Source organism: Rhodanobacter aciditrophus, assembly GCF_050026795.1.
Classification (GTDB): Bacteria; Pseudomonadota; Gammaproteobacteria; order Xanthomonadales; family Rhodanobacteraceae; genus Rhodanobacter_A.
Map to the genome: position 1 here is coordinate 258,598 of NZ_JALBWP010000009.1, position 15,510 is coordinate 274,107.

General features: G+C 69.9%; 16 protein-coding genes. 11 read left to right on the top strand and 5 right to left on the bottom strand.

The features are described from left to right. Nucleotides 1-19 precede the first annotated feature (19 nt). The 3 genes from ACQGNW_RS04260 (at nt 20) to ACQGNW_RS04270 (ending at nt 3,341) form a co-directional block, all read left to right on the top strand. Nucleotides 20-1,441, top strand: coding sequence for a hypothetical protein (locus ACQGNW_RS04260; protein WP_426661871.1), 1,422 nt, complete (start codon nt 20-22; stop codon nt 1,439-1,441). A 151-nt stretch (nt 1,442-1,592) separates the two neighbouring features. Continuing rightward, on the top strand, nt 1,593-2,162 hold the full coding sequence (locus ACQGNW_RS04265; RefSeq protein ID WP_426661872.1) for an acetate uptake transporter: 570 nt from the start codon (nt 1,593-1,595) through the stop codon (nt 2,160-2,162). Nucleotides 2,163-2,249: 87 nt separating this feature from the next. After that, nucleotides 2,250-3,341 carry a PA0069 family radical SAM protein gene (locus ACQGNW_RS04270; RefSeq protein ID WP_426661873.1) on the top strand — a complete coding sequence of 364 codons (1,092 nt, stop codon included), beginning with the start codon at nt 2,250-2,252 and terminating at the stop codon, nt 3,339-3,341. A 230-nt stretch (nt 3,342-3,571) separates the two neighbouring features. Here ACQGNW_RS04270 and ACQGNW_RS04275 read toward each other — a convergent pair whose 3' ends face one another. The 3 genes from ACQGNW_RS04275 to ACQGNW_RS04285 form a co-directional block, all read right to left on the bottom strand. Beyond that, a complete protein-coding gene (locus tag ACQGNW_RS04275; protein WP_426661874.1) occupies nt 3,572-5,632 on the bottom strand; it encodes a S9 family peptidase in 2,061 nt (686 codons plus the stop codon). A gap of 152 nt (nt 5,633-5,784) precedes the next feature. Next, nucleotides 5,785-6,678: a patatin-like phospholipase family protein gene (locus ACQGNW_RS04280; RefSeq protein ID WP_426661875.1), complete on the bottom strand. Its 894-nt coding sequence runs from the start codon at nt 6,676-6,678 to the stop codon at nt 5,785-5,787. A gap of 72 nt (nt 6,679-6,750) precedes the next feature. After that, complete coding sequence (locus ACQGNW_RS04285) at nt 6,751-7,767, bottom strand: class 1 fructose-bisphosphatase (RefSeq protein WP_426661876.1); 1,017 nt, start codon at nt 7,765-7,767, stop codon at nt 6,751-6,753. A 125-nt stretch (nt 7,768-7,892) separates the two neighbouring features. Between ACQGNW_RS04285 and ACQGNW_RS04290 the strand changes: the two genes are divergently transcribed. The 8 genes from ACQGNW_RS04290 (at nt 7,893) to ACQGNW_RS04325 (ending at nt 13,719) form a co-directional block, all read left to right on the top strand. Continuing rightward, complete coding sequence (locus ACQGNW_RS04290) at nt 7,893-8,504, top strand: DJ-1/PfpI family protein (RefSeq protein WP_426661877.1); 612 nt, start codon at nt 7,893-7,895, stop codon at nt 8,502-8,504. A 114-nt stretch (nt 8,505-8,618) separates the two neighbouring features. Next, nucleotides 8,619-8,813 (top strand): hypothetical protein, encoded by a 195-nt coding sequence (locus ACQGNW_RS04295; RefSeq protein WP_426661878.1) that lies wholly within the window; start codon nt 8,619-8,621, stop codon nt 8,811-8,813. Beyond that, complete coding sequence (locus ACQGNW_RS04300; RefSeq protein ID WP_426661879.1) at nt 8,810-9,214, top strand: GFA family protein; 405 nt, start codon at nt 8,810-8,812, stop codon at nt 9,212-9,214. Before ACQGNW_RS04295 ends, ACQGNW_RS04300 begins: the two co-directional genes overlap by 4 nt. 10 nt (nt 9,215-9,224) lie before the next feature. After that, a complete protein-coding gene (locus ACQGNW_RS04305) occupies nt 9,225-9,749 on the top strand; it encodes a cupin domain-containing protein (RefSeq protein WP_426661880.1) in 525 nt (174 codons plus the stop codon). 46 nt (nt 9,750-9,795) lie between these two features. Beyond that, nucleotides 9,796-10,500, top strand: coding sequence for a helix-turn-helix transcriptional regulator (locus ACQGNW_RS04310; RefSeq protein ID WP_426661881.1), 705 nt, complete (start codon nt 9,796-9,798; stop codon nt 10,498-10,500). 47 nt (nt 10,501-10,547) lie between these two features. Next, nucleotides 10,548-12,449 carry a DUF885 domain-containing protein gene (locus ACQGNW_RS04315; protein ID WP_426661882.1) on the top strand — a complete coding sequence of 634 codons (1,902 nt, stop codon included), beginning with the start codon at nt 10,548-10,550 and terminating at the stop codon, nt 12,447-12,449. A 77-nt stretch (nt 12,450-12,526) separates the two neighbouring features. Further along, nucleotides 12,527-12,940: an MbcA/ParS/Xre antitoxin family protein gene (locus tag ACQGNW_RS04320; RefSeq protein ID WP_426661883.1), complete on the top strand. Its 414-nt coding sequence runs from the start codon at nt 12,527-12,529 to the stop codon at nt 12,938-12,940. Between the two features lie 89 nt (nt 12,941-13,029). Further along, a complete protein-coding gene (locus ACQGNW_RS04325; protein WP_426661884.1) occupies nt 13,030-13,719 on the top strand; it encodes an RES family NAD+ phosphorylase in 690 nt (229 codons plus the stop codon). Between the two features lie 33 nt (nt 13,720-13,752). On the opposite strand, the gene ACQGNW_RS04330 is transcribed toward ACQGNW_RS04325, so the two are convergent. Together ACQGNW_RS04330 and phhA are read right to left on the bottom strand one after the other, a co-directional pair. Next, entirely contained in the window at nt 13,753-14,364 is a 612-nt protein-coding gene (locus tag ACQGNW_RS04330; RefSeq protein WP_426661885.1) for an OmpW/AlkL family protein, read from the bottom strand. A gap of 189 nt (nt 14,365-14,553) precedes the next feature. Further along, entirely contained in the window at nt 14,554-15,447 is an 894-nt protein-coding gene (gene phhA, locus ACQGNW_RS04335; RefSeq protein ID WP_426661886.1) for a phenylalanine 4-monooxygenase, read from the bottom strand. Nucleotides 15,448-15,510: the final 63 nt, after the last annotated feature.

Consider the following 15,510-nt stretch of genomic DNA (forward strand, 5'->3'; position numbering starts at 1 on the left):
CACCTTGGGGAAACGCCACATGAGCCCGACACTAGTCCGTCGTTGCCGTACGCCGTTGGCGCTGGGCATCGCCTGCGTGCTGGCGATGCCGTGGGCGGCGCAGGCGCAGACCGCCGCGTCCGCCGGCGGCGCCAGCGCGCGCGAGCAGCAACTGGAGCAGCGCGTGGACCAGCTGGAGCAGGAGCTGGCCCAGCTGAAGGCGATGATCCAGGCGCAGAAGCAGCAGGCAGCCAGCGCACCCGCCCCGGCGGCACCCGCGCAGAACGTGGCCGCCGCGCCAGCCGCCGCCAAGCCGGTGTTCACCACCGCGCCGGGCGTGTCGGTGGCCCTGCACGGTTTCGTCAGCGCCACCGCGTTCAGCCAGACCAAGAGCTTCGTCTACGGCAACGGCACCAATGCCGAATATCCGGTGAGCGGTTCGAAGGGCTCGCTCAGCGGCGTGGACGTGCGCAACACGCGCTTCTGGCTCGACTTCAGCGGCGCGAAGCTCACCGGCGACTGGATCGGCGGCGGCCGCATCGAGATGGACTTCTTCGGCGGCTTCAACGGCACCGGCCCCTACAGCCAGCAGCAGCCCACGCCGCGCCTGCGTCAGGCCTACATGGACCTGAGCAACCCGGACACCGGCAGCACGATCCGCATCGGCCAGCAGTGGGAGCTGCTGTTCCCGCTCGACAACGTGCCCGCCTCGCTGGCGCACATTGCCTTCCCGCTGGGTTTCGGCAGCGGCATGGTCGGCTGGCGCTTCCCCGGCGTGGTGTGGATGCAGGACCTCAACCACGGCAGCGACGGCACGAAGTGGCGGCTGGACCTGGGCGCGTTCGAGGGCTCCTGGGACGGGCCGGACGGTGCGGCCACCAACACCAACTACCTGACCGCCGGCAACGCCGGCTTCCGCCCGCAGCTGGAAGCGCGCCTGCACGCTCAGGGCAAGGACTGGCTGGCCTACGTCGTGGCGCACTACAGCGAGGTGGACCTGCGGGGCGTGAACGGCGAGGCACCGACGCCGGTGCAGTCCAGCGTGAAGAGCGTCGGCTACGAGCTGGGCGGCCAGTGGAAGCCCGGCCCCTGGGTGTTCCGCGCCAATGCCTATACCGGCAAGGGCCTCGGCGAGGTGTTCGGCGACCTCTCGCAGTTCGGCGACATCAAGGACACCGGCGGCTACCTGCAGGCCGGCTACAGCTTCACGCCGAACTGGAGCCTCAACGCGCTCTATGCGACCAGCAAGCTCAACCGCAACGACGTGGTCCGCTGGATGGGCAACGGTGCCTCCGGCAAGCTGCGCAGCCGCCAGGCGGGACTGAACCTGGACTACGCGGCCGGCAGCTACGAGCTCGGCGTCGAGTGGCTGTACGGCTGGCTCGACAGCACCACCGACGGCACGAACACCAGGACCACCAGCGGCAACCAGGTCAGCGTGAGCGCGCTGTACCACTTCTGAGCGGCGGCAGGGGAGACGCCGCCCGAGTTCCGTTCCACGCCAGCGGGCGCGCCCGCGACGACACGAGCCGGTGCGCGGTGCGTGGATGGCCCGCCGCGCGCGCTGGACACGGCATCCGGCACCACCATCCGACCACCTGGGGAACACCACGATGAGCGACGCGACCACGCAAGCGAAGTTTTCCAATCCGGCGCCGCTGGGCCTGGCCGGTTTCGCGCTGACCACCTGGCTGCTCAGCATGATCAACGCCGGCTGGTTCGGCGGCGAGGCGATGGGCATGGTGCTGGCCTGCGCGCTGGCCTACGGCGGCACCGCGCAGGCCATCGCCGGCGTGATGGAACTGCCGCGCGGCAACACCTTCGGCGCCACCGCCTTCCTCAGCTACGGCGCATTCTGGTGGTCGTTCGCGCTGTTCGTGCTGTTCCTGCACGACAAGGTACCCGCCGCCTTCGTGGGCTGGTACCTGTTCCTGTGGGGCATGTTCACGTTCTACATGTGGCTGGGCACGTTCCGCGCGCCGCGCGCACTGCAGCTGATCTTCCTGGCGCTGTGGATCACCTTCTTCCTGCTTGCAGCCGGCGAATGGACGGGCATGGCCGGGCTGCACCAGGCCGGCGGCTACATGGGCCTGCTCACCGCCATCCTCGCGTTCTACCTGTCCGCGGCCGAGATCATCAACGACAGCCAGCAGCGCACCGTGCTGCCGATCGGCGCGCCCTGACCGGCGTTCCCGCTGGCCGCCCCGCGGGGCACGCTCCAGGGTGTCGGTGTCGCCCGCCATGAGACATGGCGGGCGCACACTGCGGCGATGGACTCCACCGTCACGCCGCCCGCGGCCATCAAGGGCCGCGGCGCCGCCTCCAACCCGGAGGGGCGCTTCGAAACCATCCGTCATCATGCCGAGGACGACGGCTGGCGGGGCGTGTTGCTGGACGAGGCCGCGCCGCGCCCGCCCACCTGCGTCACCGAGGAACGCGCGCGCAGCGTGATCACCCGCAACGACTCGCCGGACATCGCCTTCGAGCAGGCGATGAACCCGTATCGCGGCTGCGAGCACGGCTGCATCTACTGCTTCGCGCGGCCCAGCCACAGCTACCTCAACCTCTCCCCCGGGCTGGACTTCGAGACGAAGATCCGCGCCAAGGGCAACCTCGCCGAGGTGCTGCGCGCCGAACTGGCGAAGCCCGGCTACGTGCCGAAACCGATCAACATCGGCAGCAACACCGATCCCTACCAGCCGATCGAGAAGAAGTGGCGGCTCACCCGCGCCGCGCTGGAGGTGCTGGCCGAAAGCCATCACCCCTGCACCATCGTCACCAAGAATGCGCTGGTGGAACGCGACCTCGACCTGCTCGCCGCGATGGCGCACGAACGCCTGGTGCAGGTGTTCGTCTCGGTAAACTCGCTGGACAACCACCTCGCCGCGAAACTCGAACCGCGCGCCAGCGCGCCGCACCGCCGCCTCAAGGCCGTCGCCGCGCTGGCCGCGGCCGGCGTGCCGGTGGGCGTGCTGGTGGCGCCCATCATTCCCGCGCTCAACGACAAGGACATGGAGGCGGTGCTGGAACGCGCGCACGAGGCCGGCGCGCGCTGCGCCGGCTACACCGTGCTGCGCCTGCCGTGGGAATTGAAGGTCCTGTTCCGCGAATGGCTGGCGCTGCATGCGCCGCAGCGCGCCGAGCACGTGATGAGCCTGGTGCAGCAGATGAACGGCGGCCGCGACTACGACAGCGACTTCCGCAGCCGCATGCGCGGCCAGGGCGTGTTCGCCGAGCTGCTGCGCAAGCGCTTCGAAGTCGCCTGCCGCCGCCATGGCTTCGGCCGCGCCCGCGAACTGCAGTTGGATGCCTCGCGCTTCGTGCCGCCGCGCAAGCCGTCACCGCAGGGGGAGTTGTTCTGAGGATGCCGGCGCAGGCCGTTTCGATGCCGCGATAGAAGCGCCTGGGTGCCGGCGCCCGCGTCGTCGCGGCTGTCGCCGCAGCCCCGGCACGGAGTCACCGCCTCGCGGATGACCGCCGAAAGTTTCAGGCGCGGCGAGCGCGCCGTCGAAATCGAGCGGCGCGAGGTTCGTCGGCGGCCGTCCGTGACGGAGAGACCCCTCTCCCGTGCGGGAGAGGGGCACGGAGCCGCTTACCTTCCCGCCGGCAGGTACTTCGCGAACCAGTCCAGCGAACGCTGCAGCACGTCGTGCACGTGCTTGGGATCGTCGAAGTGGTGGCCCTCGTTGGGGTAGACCACCAGCTGGGTGGGCACGCCCAGGGTCTTCAGCGCGTGCCAGTACTCGAAGGACTGCGGCGCGGGGCATTCCTCGTCGCGATCGCCCACCACGATCAGCGTGGGGGTCTTCGCCCGCTTGACGAAGTTGATCGCCGAGCTCTTCGCGTAGGGGGCCGGATCGTCGTACAGCGAGGCGCCGAAGTAGGGGATCATCCACTGGTCGATGCGGTTCTCGCCGTAGTAGCTCTGCCAGTCGGACAGGCCGGCACCGGCGACCGCGGCGCGGAAGCGCCGCGTCTGCGTCGGCGCGAACATGCTCATGAAACCGCCGTAGCTCCAGCCGGTGAGGCCGAGGCGGTGGTCGTCCACCGGCGCCAGCTTCTCCACCGCATCCACGCCGGCGAGGATGTCGCGCAGGTCGCCGTAGCCGAAGTCCTTGCGGTTGGCCTGCACGAAGGCCTCACCCTGGCCGAAGCTGCCGCGCGGGTTGGGCATGAATTGGAAATAGCCGCTGGCCGCATACATCGCGCCCATGCCGGGCCAGTTGGAGAGCACGCCCCAGGCGGGGCCGCCGTGCACGCTGACGATCATCGGGTAGCGCTTGTGCGGGTCGTAGTTCGCCGGGTACAGCAGCCAGCCCTGCACGTCGCGGCCGTCGTTCTTCCACTCCACCGACACCGCCTTGCCCCAGTCCGGCTTCAGCGCGGCGTTGAGCGCGGTGACCGCGGGCGGCGGCACGTGGCCGAGCGCGCCTGCGTGCACTTCCGGCGCGTGCTGGTACGAGCTCTGCTGGAAGGCCACTGTCCGATGGTCGGCCGACAGCGACACCGAGAGCACGGCGCCGCCCGCGCCGATCATCGCCGGCAGGGTGAAGTACGGCGCCTGCATGCGGGCGCGGTTGCCGGCCACCGTGTAGGCGGCGAGCTGCACCTTGCCCCTGGCGTTCTGGCTCACCAGCAGCGCGTCGGATGCCGTCCAGGCAAACCACTGCGGCGTCACCGTGATGCCGGGCGTGAGGTCGCTCACCGCGCCGCCCGCGGCCGGCACGCCGTACAGGTCGCCGCCGGTGGCGCCCTGGTCGCTCATCAGGCCGCCGATGAAGGCGATGCGCGAACCGTCGGGCGACCAGCGCGGCAGCGCCATCTGCAGGCCGTGCAGCGAACCGGCCACGGTGGCCGGATCGACCGCCACGCGTGGCGCCGCGCCCGCATGCGCGTCCTGCACGTAGAGCTTGGCCACCCACCAGTTGTCGTCGCCCGGCGGCGGCGCGGCAGTGTAGGCGATGCGGCTGCCGTCCGGCGACCAGTCGAACTCGTAGGCATACAGCGCGTCGGGCGTCAGCGTGTGCACCGCGCCGCTGGCCACGTCGAGGCTGGCCACGTGCTGCAGTTCGACGCCGTCCTCGCCGATCACGCCGACCTGCGCCTTGCCCGCGGCGGTGGCGCTGGCGTGGCGGGTGGCACCGGGCACGTAGAGGAAGCCCAGTGACTTGCCGTCCTTCGTCCATGCCAGCGCGCGGGCGTAGCCGGAGAGTCTGGCCAGCACGCGCGGCGCGGCCTTGCCGGCGGCGTCGGCGAGATAGACGTCGTTGTGCATCGCCTGGGTGTTGGTGAGGTCCTTGCTGCAGTCGGCGATGAAGGCGAGCCCGTGCGAGTCGGGCGTCCAGGCGATGTCGCGCTTGCCGCAGGCGGCGAGCGCCGTGCCCACGTCCAGCGCATGCGCGTGCCGGCCGTCGGCGTCGGCCAGCTCGATCGTGGACTGCTTGCCTTCCAGCACCCAGGCCAGGCGCGCGCCGTCGGGCGAGATCGCCACCGGGCCGATGCGCTTGACCTGGTCGAGCCGGGCGAGCAGTTGGGTGACGTGCGAGCCCGTCCCTGGGCTGGTGCCGGCTGCCGTCGCGGCGAAGGCGGCGGGGGGAGCCAGCAGCGCCCCGGCAAGCAGCAGGTGGAAGGGCAGGGACGGGCGGGAAAACATGGCGCGACTCCGACATGGGGAAGCCGCGACGCTACAACGCCGCGGGCGGGGCGGCCAAGTGCGGGAAGGCAGGGCATCGCCGCACGATCATGCGAAGCGGAGCCGTCCTGCCGCGGGCGAATCGCCGCCGTGGCGGGAGCCAGGCGGCGGACTCAGGGCGTGGCGACGCGGACGCCCTCGCGCGCGGCGAGTCTGGCGCGGATGGCGGGAATCGCCGCCAGCGCTGCCTTCTCGCCGGCGAGGATGGCCAGGTCCTTCTGCTCGAAGTCGGTGGAGCCGATGCCGCCGAGGTCGGGCCGGATCACCACGTCGGCACGGGCGATCTCCTGCCTGGCCAGCTGCCGGCCCATGATGGTGATCGACTGGCCCACGATGTTCAGCATGCCCTGCGGGTTGCCGCCGTCGGGCTTGCTGGAGATGTCCACCGCGATCACGAAATCCGCGCCGAGCTGGCGCGCGGCATCCACCGGGATCGGGCTGACCACGCCGCCGTCGACATAGTGCTTGCCGCGGATCGCCACTGGCTCGAACACGCCGGGAACGCTGGAGGAGGCGCGCACCGCCTCGCCGGTGTTGCCGCGCACGAACACCGTGCGCTGCCCGGTTTCCAGCTCGGTGGCCACCGCGGCGAACGGCCGCTTCAGCCGTTCGATCGGCTGGTGGTCCACCCGCCGGTTCACGTAGTCCTCCAGCGCCTTGCCCCGCACCAGGCCGCCGGAGAACAGCCGCACGTCGCGGATCTTCGCCTCGTCCAGGCCGAACGCGACCTGCTGCATCTGGAACGCGTCCATGCCGCTGGCGTACAGCGCACCGACCACGCTGCCGGCGCTGGTGCCGGCCACCACGTCGGCATGGATGCCGCTGGCTTCCAGCATCTTGATCACGCCGATGTGCGCGAAGCCCTTCGCCGCGCCGCCGCCCAGCGCGAGGCCGATCTTCAGCTTCGGTGGCGGTGGCGGCGCGGCGGGTGGAGGCGCGGGCCTGGCCGCGTGCGTGCAGGCACCGAGCGCGAGCATGGCGAGCAGAAACAGGCGACGGAGGTGCATGAGGGACCGAAGAAGAAGAGGGGCAGACGGCCTGCGTTCCTCCTCCCCTGCGCACAGGGGAGGAGGACGGCATCAGCCCTGCGCGCCGTCCGCTTCGCGGTGGTAGTGCGTGGCCAGTTCGACTTCCTGCTTCGAGCCCAGGAACACCGGCACGCGCTGGTGCAGGCCGGTGGGCTGCAGCTCCATGATGCGCTCGCGGCCGGTGGTCGCCGCGCCGCCGGCCTGCTCGACGATGAAGGCCATCGGGTTGGCCTCGTACATCAGGCGCAGCTTGCCGCCCTTGTCCCGGATCTTGGCGTCCAGCGGATAGAAGAACACGCCGCCGCGGGTCACGATGCGGTGCACGTCGGCCACCATCGAGGCCACCCAGCGCATGTTGAAGTCGCGCCCGCGCGGGCCGTCACGGCCGGCCAGCAGCTCGCCGATGTAGCGCTGCATCGGCGCTTCCCAGTGGCGCTGGTTGGACATGTTGATCGCGAACTCGCCGGTCTCCTCCGGGATGCGGATGTCGCGGCGGCTGAGGATGAAGCTGCCGATCTCGCGGTCCAGCGTGAACTCGTGCGTGCCGTGGCCGAAGGTGAGCACCAGCAGGGTGCTCGGGCCATACACCACGTAGCCGGCGGCCAGCTGGGTGGTGCCCGGCTGCAGGAAATGCGCAGCCCTTGGCTCGGTGGCGCCGTCGGGGCAGCGCAGCACGGAGAAGATCGTGCCGACGGATATGTTCACGTCGATGTTCGAGCTGCCGTCCAGCGGATCGAACAGCAGCAGGTGGTTGCCCTTCGGATAACCGTCGGGGATCGGCTGCGGGTCTTCCATCTCCTCCGAGGCGCAGGCGGCGAGGTGGCCACCCCAGGCGTTCGCCTCCAGCAGGATCTCGTTGGAGATCACGTCGAGCTTCTTCTGTGCCTCGCCCTGCACGTTGTCGGTGCCGGCCGCGCCCAGCACGCCGCCCAGCGCACCCTTGCCGGTGGCCACCGCGATGCGCTTGCATGCGCGCGCCACCACCTCGATCAGCAGGGAAAGCTCGGCGTTGATGTGGCCGGCGCGGCGTTCCTCGATCAGGAACTGGATCAGCGAGACGGGCTTCATGGCGGGTCCGTGGTGGAAGGTGCCGCCATTTTCCCGGCTCCGCCTGAACCGCGCCAGCCCGACTGCTGACATCACGATGGCAGCAGGACCCGCGCAAACTGCATCTCCAACATGGAGGGAACGGCATGCGCGACACGGTTTATTTCCTGGTATTCGACGGCTACGCCGACTGGCAGGCCGCGCTGGCCCTGTGCGAGATCCGCCGCCCCGGCGACTGGCGGGTGCAGGTGGTGGGCTTTTCGCTGGCGCCGGTGGTGTCGATGGGCGGGCTCACGGTGCAGCCCGAGCTGAGCCTGGCCCAGCTCGATCTCGCCCGCGCGGCATTGCTGATCCTGCCCGGCGGCCACCTGTGGACGCGTGGCGAGGGTCTGGCCGCGGTGGCCGCCGCGCGCCGCGTGCATGCGGCCGGCGCGCCGGTGGCGGGCATCGACGGTGGCGTGCTGGCGCTGGCCCGTGCCGGCCTGCTCGACCACTGCCGGCACACCGGCAACCATGCCGGCCACATCGACGCCCATGTGCCCGATTATCGCGGCGCCGAGCAGTACGACGCCTCGGTGCTTGCGGTCAGCGACGGCGGCACGCTCACCGCCAGCGAGCTCGGCAGCGTGGAGTTCGCACGCGAGGTGATCCGCACGCTGGACCTCTACAACGCCAGCGACCGCGAACACTGGTTCCGTCTCTACAAGCACGCGTTGCCGCCGCCGTGGCTCGCGGGCGTCGCCGCGGTCGCGGCATGAATGCGCTCGTCCGTGAGCGCGGCTTCGATCAGGTTTTCATCGTGGGGAAGCCGTCCGATTCTGCGAGTCCAACCGCGGCCATCCGTGGCCGCACTTTCAAGTAGAGCTCACGCCATGACCAAGAAACTGCTGCTCGACCACGTGCTGATGGCCTACCGCCCGCTCTACCTGCGCGGCCTGATGCTGGACGGGCAATACCGCCCACTGGTGCCTGCCGCGCCCACGCCCGCCGTCAAACGCCGGCGCATGCTGCTGGCGGCGTTGACCGGCCTGCGCCACATCGTTTCGTTCGGGAGGAAAGCGCCATGAAGAAGACCTACCACGGCAGCTGCCACTGCGGCGCGGTGCGCTACGAGACCGACCTGGATCTCGCCGCGGGCACCGGCCGCTGCAACTGCTCGATCTGCACCAAGACGCGCTGGTGGGGCATCACCATCAAGCCGCAGGACTTCCGCCTGCTCGCAGGCGAGGATGCGCTGTCCGACTACCAGTTCGGCACGCTGAGCGCGCACCACCTGTTCTGCCGCCATTGCGGCGTGCGCGCGTTCGGACGCGGCCACGTGGAGGAGATCGGGGGCGACTACGTGTCGGTCAACGTCGCATGCCTCGACGACGTGGAGCCGCAGGAGCTGATCGACGCGCCGCTGCGCTGGTGCGACGGCCGCGCGAACAACTGGATGAACCCGCCCGCCGAGACGCGGCATCTCTGAGGAAGTGAACATGGCCAGACCCATCCTCAACATCGACGAGCTCGAGCCGATCCCGCTCGACGTGCTGAACAGGCAATACGGCGGTGGGCCGATGCCGGCGGCATTCGCCGGCGGCATGGCGCCGATCGGACATCGGCTGGGTGCGCAGAAGCTCGGCTACAACCTCACCGTGGTGCCGCCCGGCAAGCGTGCCTTCCCGTTCCACTCGCATCGCGTCAACGAGGAGATGTTCTTCGTGATCGAGGGTGCGGGCGAGGTGCGCATCGGCGCCGAGATCTGGCCGATCCGCGCAGGCGACGTGATCTGCTGCCCACCCGGCGGGCCGGAGACCGCGCACCAGATCGTCAACACCGGCGGGACGACGCTGCGCTACCTCGCCGTGTCGAGCAGCCAGACACCGGAACTCTGCGAGTACCCGGATTCGGGCAAGTTCGCCGTCATGCACGTCGGGGGCAAGGATGCGGACGGCAAGCCGCAGGGCTTCCGCCACGTCGGCAGACTGGCCGACGGCTGCGACTACTGGGACGGCGAGTAGCCGACATGCACTGGCGGTCGGCGCCCGGGCGAGCCACCATGAAACGATGCGACGCGCCGACCGCCTGTTCCTCATCATCCACGCCCTGCGCGGACGGCGCACTGCGCTTCCCGCGCGCAACCTCGCCGGGACGCTGGGCGTGTCGCTGCGCACGGTCTACCGCGACGTGGCCGACCTGCAGCTCTCGGGTGTGCCGATCGAAGGCGAGGCCGGCGTGGGTTACGTGCTGCGCAAGGGTTCGGACATCCCGCCGCTGATGTTCACCGCCGACGAACTCGAATCGCTGGTGGTCGGCACGCGTTTCGTGCGCGCGTTCGCCGGCGACCGGCTCGCCGCCGGCGCGCAGGCCGCGCTGCTCAAGATCGAAGCGGTGCTGCCGCCCGAGCTGCGCGAGCGCGCCGCGCGCACGCGCATCTACGCGCCAGTGTGGCGCGACCAGGGCCGTGCCGATTTCGCGATGCTGATCGACCGCCTGCACGCGGCCATCGAGCGGCGCCACGTGCTGCGGCTGGACTACCGCGACGAGGGCGGCCAGCCCAGCCTGCGCGAAGTGGAGCCGCTGTGCCTCGCGTTCTGGGGCGGCAAGTGGACGCTGGGCGCGTGGTGCCGGCTGCGCCGGGACTTCCGCAACTTCCGCCCCGACCGCATCCACGCCAGCGAAGCCACCGGCGAGACCTTCGCCGAGGTGCCGGGCCGCAGCCTCGACGACTACCTGCGCGCGGTAGGCGGCGACCGCGTAGGCATGAACTGAGAGGCGGCGGATCCCCCGCGGCGGCGGCATGACCTTCGCCGCATTGCATGTGCGGGCGCGACGTGGGACGGTGCCTCGGTTGCGCGCTCAGGCATGCGGCGCCGTTTGCCACGAAACCGCGAGGACTCCCCGTGAACAAGACCCTGCTGCTGGCCGCCGCGACGGCGTTGGCCTTCACCGCCGGCCTGCCGGCGGCGCAGGCTGCCGCCGCCGCCCCCACCGCCGTCGATGGCGCCGATGCGCGCTTCACCGCCATCTACACCGCCGAATGGGCCTGGCGCACCGGCCAGGCCGGCATCAGCGCGTCGGGCGAGCCGCAGCCGAACAACGGCCGCCTCGACGACGTGGGCGCCGCCAGCCAGCAGCAGCGTCTCGACTACTGGCGCAAGGTGATGCAGCAGCTCGACGCGGTCGACGTGCGGCAGCTGTCGCCGGAGAACCGGGTGAACTACGCGGTGTACCGCGAGCAGATCCGCAACTTCATCGCCGACCAGCAGTTCAAGCAGTGGCAGATGCCGTTCAACAGCGACTCGGCGTTCTGGAGCGACGTGGGCTACGAGCTGGGCGGCGACAAGCTGCGCACCGCGGCCGACTACCACGGGTACCTCGACCGCCTCGGCCAGATCCCGCATTACTTCGCGCAGCAGATCGCCAACATGCGGCTGGGCCTCGCGCGCGGCTTCAGCGTGCCGCGCGAGGTGCTCAAGGGCCGTGACCGCTCGATCGCCGCGGTGGCGGAGCTGAAGGACCCCACGGCGTCGAGCTTCTACGCGCCGTTCAAGCAGATGCCGGCCACCCTCTCCGCCGACCAGGCGCAGGCGTTGCGCGGCGAGGCGGTACAGCGCATCCGCGACCAGGTGATCCCCGCCTATGCGAAGCTGCTGAAGTTCTTCGACGACGAATACGTGCCGCAGGCGCGCAGCACGCTGGCCGCCGAGGCGCTGCCCGACGGCAAGGCGTATTACCGCCAGCAGATCCGTGAATACACCACGCTCGACCTCCCGCCCGACGAGATCCACCGGATCGGCCTGGAGCAGGTGGCGAAGATCCACGCCGAGATGCTGGACGTGGTGAGGCAGACCGGCTTCAGGGGCAGCTTCGCCGAGTTCCTGCACTACCTGCGCACCGACCCGCAGTTCTACGCGAAGACGCCGCAGGAGCTGCTGGACAAGACCGCCTGGGTGGCGAAGGAAGTGGATGGCAGGATGGGCCGGTTCTTCGGCCACCTGCCGCGCGAGCGCTTCACCATCGAGCCGGTGCCGGATGCCATCGCGCCGTACTACACCTCGGGCCGCGGCGGCCCGGACGTCTACCTGGTCAACACCTACGACCTGAAGTCGCGGCCGCTCTACAACATGCCTGCGCTGACCCTGCACGAGAGCTACCCCGGCCACGCCCTGCAGCTGGAACTGGCCGAGGAAGACCGCGGCCAGCCCGCGTTCCGCCGCCACGGCTACATCTCCGCCTACGGCGAAGGCTGGGGCCTGTACTCCGAATACCTCGGCAACGAGATGGGCATCTACCGGACGCCTTGGCAGAAGTTCGGCTACCTCACCTACCAGATGTGGCGCGCCTGCCGCCTGGTGGTCGACACCGGCATTCACCACCTCGGCTGGACGCGCCAGCAGGCCATCGACTACCTCACCGAAAACACCGCGCTCAGCCCGCTGGAGATCGCCAACGAGGTGGACCGCTACATCAGCTGGCCCGGCCAGGCCGACAGCTACGAGCTGGGTTACCTCAAGATTCTCGAACTGCGCGCCAGGGCCGAGCAGGCGCTGGGCGACAAGTTCGACATCCGTGCGTTCAACGACACGGTGCTTTCCACCGGCTCGGTACCGCTGCCGGTGCTGCAGGCGAGGATCGACCGCTTCATCGCCGAGGGCGGGCCGGAACCGCATTACGGCCGCGATGGCGCAAAGGACAAGGGCAAGCCGGACACACCCTGAAGCTCGCGCGGATCATTTTGGACGCAACTGCCGTTTTGCAGTAAACTTTTCACGTGCTTCACGTGGAGAGTTCCGATATGAACGCACATGCCGGCCGCCTCGCCACCTCCTCCTCAGGCTATGCGCCCACCGATGCAGCGCTGGCGGGACCCGCGTTGCGCAGCTTCTTCCGCCTCGCCGGGCAGTGGGACCTGCGCGTCGCCGAACAGCGCAAGCTGCTCGGCGACCCGCCCGAATCGACGTTCTACAAGTGGAAGCGCGAGCAGGCCGGCAGCCTGGGCCGCGACACGCTGGAGCGCATCAGCTACCTGCTCGGCATCTGGAAGGCGCTGCAGATCCTGTTCCCCGATCCCGCGCAGGCCGACGCGTGGCTGCGCAGGCCGAACGCGGCACCGCTGTTCGGCGGCCACTCGGCGCTGGAGCGCATGCTGTCGGGGAACGTGGCCGACCTGTTCGTGGTGCGCCAGTACCTGGACGCGCAACGCGGCTGAGGGCGCGGCGCGGCGCCGGTCGCGTTCCGCGAGACCGCTTGCCGCGAGGCTCGTTTCCCCGCCCCACAGCAACGACACGGACAACCGCGATGCCCGCCGATCTGCCGCCCGTACGCCGCGTCCGCTGGAGCCACGCGTACCGCATCGTGCCCAGCCGCTTCCCGCCGGTGGGCGTGTACGACCGCATCGCCGATCCGGCCGACCTCGACGCGGTGTTCGCGATCGAGGCGCTCACCAACCCGCGCCTGCGCGAGGAAGCCGGCGCGCTGAAGCTGGTGCCGAAAGAGCGCCGCATCAGTGGCCCGGGCGCGACGCCGGTGATGGCCGCCTTCACGCACCTGAATCCGGAAGGCAGCCGTTTCTCCGACGGCAGCTGGGGCGTGTTCTACGCCGCGCACAGCGTGGCCACGGCGGTGGAGGAAACCGTCTATCACCGCGAGCGTTTCCTCGCCGCCACCGCCGAGCCGGCCTGCGACATCCAGATGCGCTGTTATCGCACCCGCGTCGACAGCCGCCTGCACGACATCCGCGGCGGCTGGAAAAGGGAACACGGCGCGGACACCTATACGGCCAGCGTGAAGCTGGCACGCACCTTGCGCGACGCCGGCTCCAACGGCATCGTCTACGGCAGCGTGCGCGACCGCGGCGGCGAGTGCGTCGCCGCGTTCTATCCCGATGTGGTGGCGCCCTGCGTGCAGGCGCAGCACCTGATCTACCGCTGGGATGGCAGGCGCATCGTCAAGGTGCTCGCGGTAACCGAGCTCGCGCGCGGGCGCTGAGCGGCGGCACGTCCCTGTGCCGCGGGGTGCGATTCAGAAGCGGTAGCCGACGCTGACGCCGTATACCCAGGGGTTGACCTTGGCCGTGCCTACCTTGGTGCCGTTCACGTGCACGTCGCCCTCGATGCCGATCCAACGCACGTCGGCGGTGAAGATCCACTGCGGCGCGATGCTCACGTCTACGCCGGCGTGGGCGGCAGGGCCCCAGCTGTTGTCGATCCTCACCGCGGAGCTGGTGAGCGGGCCGGTGCCCCTGGTGCTGAAGAAGCGGGTGTAGTTCACGCCGGCACCGACGAAGGGCGAGACGGCGGCGTCGGGCATGAAGTGGTAGTTCACGCCGACGGTCGGCGGCAGCTGTCTGGTGGTGGCCGCCTTCTGGCCATCCAGCCGGATGTCGTGGTCGAACGGCAGCGCGGCCAGCACGTCCACGCCCCAGCTGGGCGTGAACAGGTACTCGAGGCTGACGGTGGGCCGGGTGTCACTGCCGATGCTGGCCCGCATGCCGGCCAGCTGGCCGTTGTCGGACTTGGGGTCCACGACGTGTGCGCCGATCCGCACCACCCAGGCGTCATCGGCCGCGCGGGCGGCGGGCAGGGCAGCGAAGCTGGCGGCGATCAGCAGGGGAAGCAGGATGTTTTTGCTCATGGCGACGATCCTCGTGAGGGGCGCCAGAATGTGCGGCCGGCGCGCCGCGCGCCTGTTGATCGTCGTCATATCCGGCGGGCCGCCATGCCGTTCTGCGGCGCTGCGCCGCACGGCATGCCACGGCCTTGCCGGAAAAAGCGACGGCCCGCAGGGCGGGCCGTCAGGAGACGTTCGCCGGGCCGATGGCGCTCAGGTGTCGCCGCCGGTGGCGAAGCCTTCGCGCGTACCGCGGTTGAACACGCGGTCGCTGTCCAGCACGTCGGCGGCGGCGTGCGCGGGCTCGGTCCTGAGCTTCGCGTAGATCGGCGTGAAGTCCGGTCGCGTGGCGTCGAACAGCTGCTCGAAGCTGTCGATCACGAAATAGGTCTGCTGGTAGGTGTCGATGCGGTAGCGCGTGCTCATCACGCGCTCCAGGCCGAAGCCGATGCGGTTCGGCGCAGGCGAGTCGAGGCAGTAGATCGACTCGCCCTTGGAGCTGACGATGCCGGCGCCGTAGATGCGCATGCCTTCGCCGGTGTGGATCAGGCCGAACTCCACCGTGTACCAGTACAGGCGCGTGAGGTTCATCAGCGCCTCCGGACCGATGCCGAACGCCTTCATGCCGCCGCGGCCGTAGGCCTGCATGTAGTCGGCGAACACCGGGTTGAGCAGGAGTGGCACGTGGCCGAACAGGTCGTGGAACAGGTCGGGCTCGCTGAGGTAATCGAGCTGTTCGGGCTTGCGGATCCACCAGCTCACCGGGAAGCGGCGGTTGGCGAGGTGGTCGAAGAACACCTCGTCCGGCAGCAGGCCCTCCACCGCCACCAGTTCCCAGCCGGTGGCCTTGGCCAGCACCTTGTTCAGCTCGGAAAACTTCGGGATGCCGCCGTCGCCCAGGCCGAAGCGTTCCACGCCGGCGAGGAACTCCTTGCAGGCGCGCCCGGGCAACAGCTCGCGCTGGCGCTGGTACAGGGTGTCCCATACCTCGTGGTCGGTGCGCGTGTAGCTGTCCCAGGGCTGCTCCACCACGCCGGTGGCGTAGACCGGGATGTAGCCGCGGTCGGTCTGCTGGTGTTCGACCTTGCGGGGCGTGGTGTTTTCCATGATGACGGCCGGGTGGGAGGGATACCGAAAGCATACGGCGAAGCGGCTGCACGAAACTTGCGA

Excerpts from the sequence above, each read along its gene's own strand:
- ACQGNW_RS04325 (WP_426661884.1), top strand. The coding sequence starts at position 13,030 with ATGCCCGCCGATCTGCCGCCCGTACGCCGCGTCCGCTGGAGCCACGCG.
- ACQGNW_RS04265 (WP_426661872.1), top strand. The coding sequence starts at position 1,593 with ATGAGCGACGCGACCACGCAAGCGAAGTTTTCCAATCCGGCGCCGCTG.
- ACQGNW_RS04260 (WP_426661871.1), top strand. The coding sequence starts at position 20 with ATGAGCCCGACACTAGTCCGTCGTTGCCGTACGCCGTTGGCGCTGGGC.
- ACQGNW_RS04320 (WP_426661883.1), top strand. The coding sequence starts at position 12,527 with ATGAACGCACATGCCGGCCGCCTCGCCACCTCCTCCTCAGGCTATGCG.
- ACQGNW_RS04275 (WP_426661874.1), bottom strand. The coding sequence starts at position 5,632 with ATGTTTTCCCGCCCGTCCCTGCCCTTCCACCTGCTGCTTGCCGGGGCG.
- ACQGNW_RS04280 (WP_426661875.1), bottom strand. The coding sequence starts at position 6,678 with ATGCACCTCCGTCGCCTGTTTCTGCTCGCCATGCTCGCGCTCGGTGCC.
- ACQGNW_RS04330 (WP_426661885.1), bottom strand. The coding sequence starts at position 14,364 with ATGAGCAAAAACATCCTGCTTCCCCTGCTGATCGCCGCCAGCTTCGCT.
- phhA (WP_426661886.1), bottom strand. The coding sequence starts at position 15,447 with ATGGAAAACACCACGCCCCGCAAGGTCGAACACCAGCAGACCGACCGC.
- ACQGNW_RS04285 (WP_426661876.1), bottom strand. The coding sequence starts at position 7,767 with ATGAAGCCCGTCTCGCTGATCCAGTTCCTGATCGAGGAACGCCGCGCC.
- ACQGNW_RS04310 (WP_426661881.1), top strand. The coding sequence starts at position 9,796 with ATGCGACGCGCCGACCGCCTGTTCCTCATCATCCACGCCCTGCGCGGA.
- ACQGNW_RS04290 (WP_426661877.1), top strand. The coding sequence starts at position 7,893 with ATGCGCGACACGGTTTATTTCCTGGTATTCGACGGCTACGCCGACTGG.
- ACQGNW_RS04300 (WP_426661879.1), top strand. The coding sequence starts at position 8,810 with ATGAAGAAGACCTACCACGGCAGCTGCCACTGCGGCGCGGTGCGCTAC.
- ACQGNW_RS04305 (WP_426661880.1), top strand. The coding sequence starts at position 9,225 with ATGGCCAGACCCATCCTCAACATCGACGAGCTCGAGCCGATCCCGCTC.
- ACQGNW_RS04295 (WP_426661878.1), top strand. The coding sequence starts at position 8,619 with ATGACCAAGAAACTGCTGCTCGACCACGTGCTGATGGCCTACCGCCCG.
- ACQGNW_RS04315 (WP_426661882.1), top strand. The coding sequence starts at position 10,548 with ATGTGCGGGCGCGACGTGGGACGGTGCCTCGGTTGCGCGCTCAGGCAT.
- ACQGNW_RS04270 (WP_426661873.1), top strand. The coding sequence starts at position 2,250 with ATGGACTCCACCGTCACGCCGCCCGCGGCCATCAAGGGCCGCGGCGCC.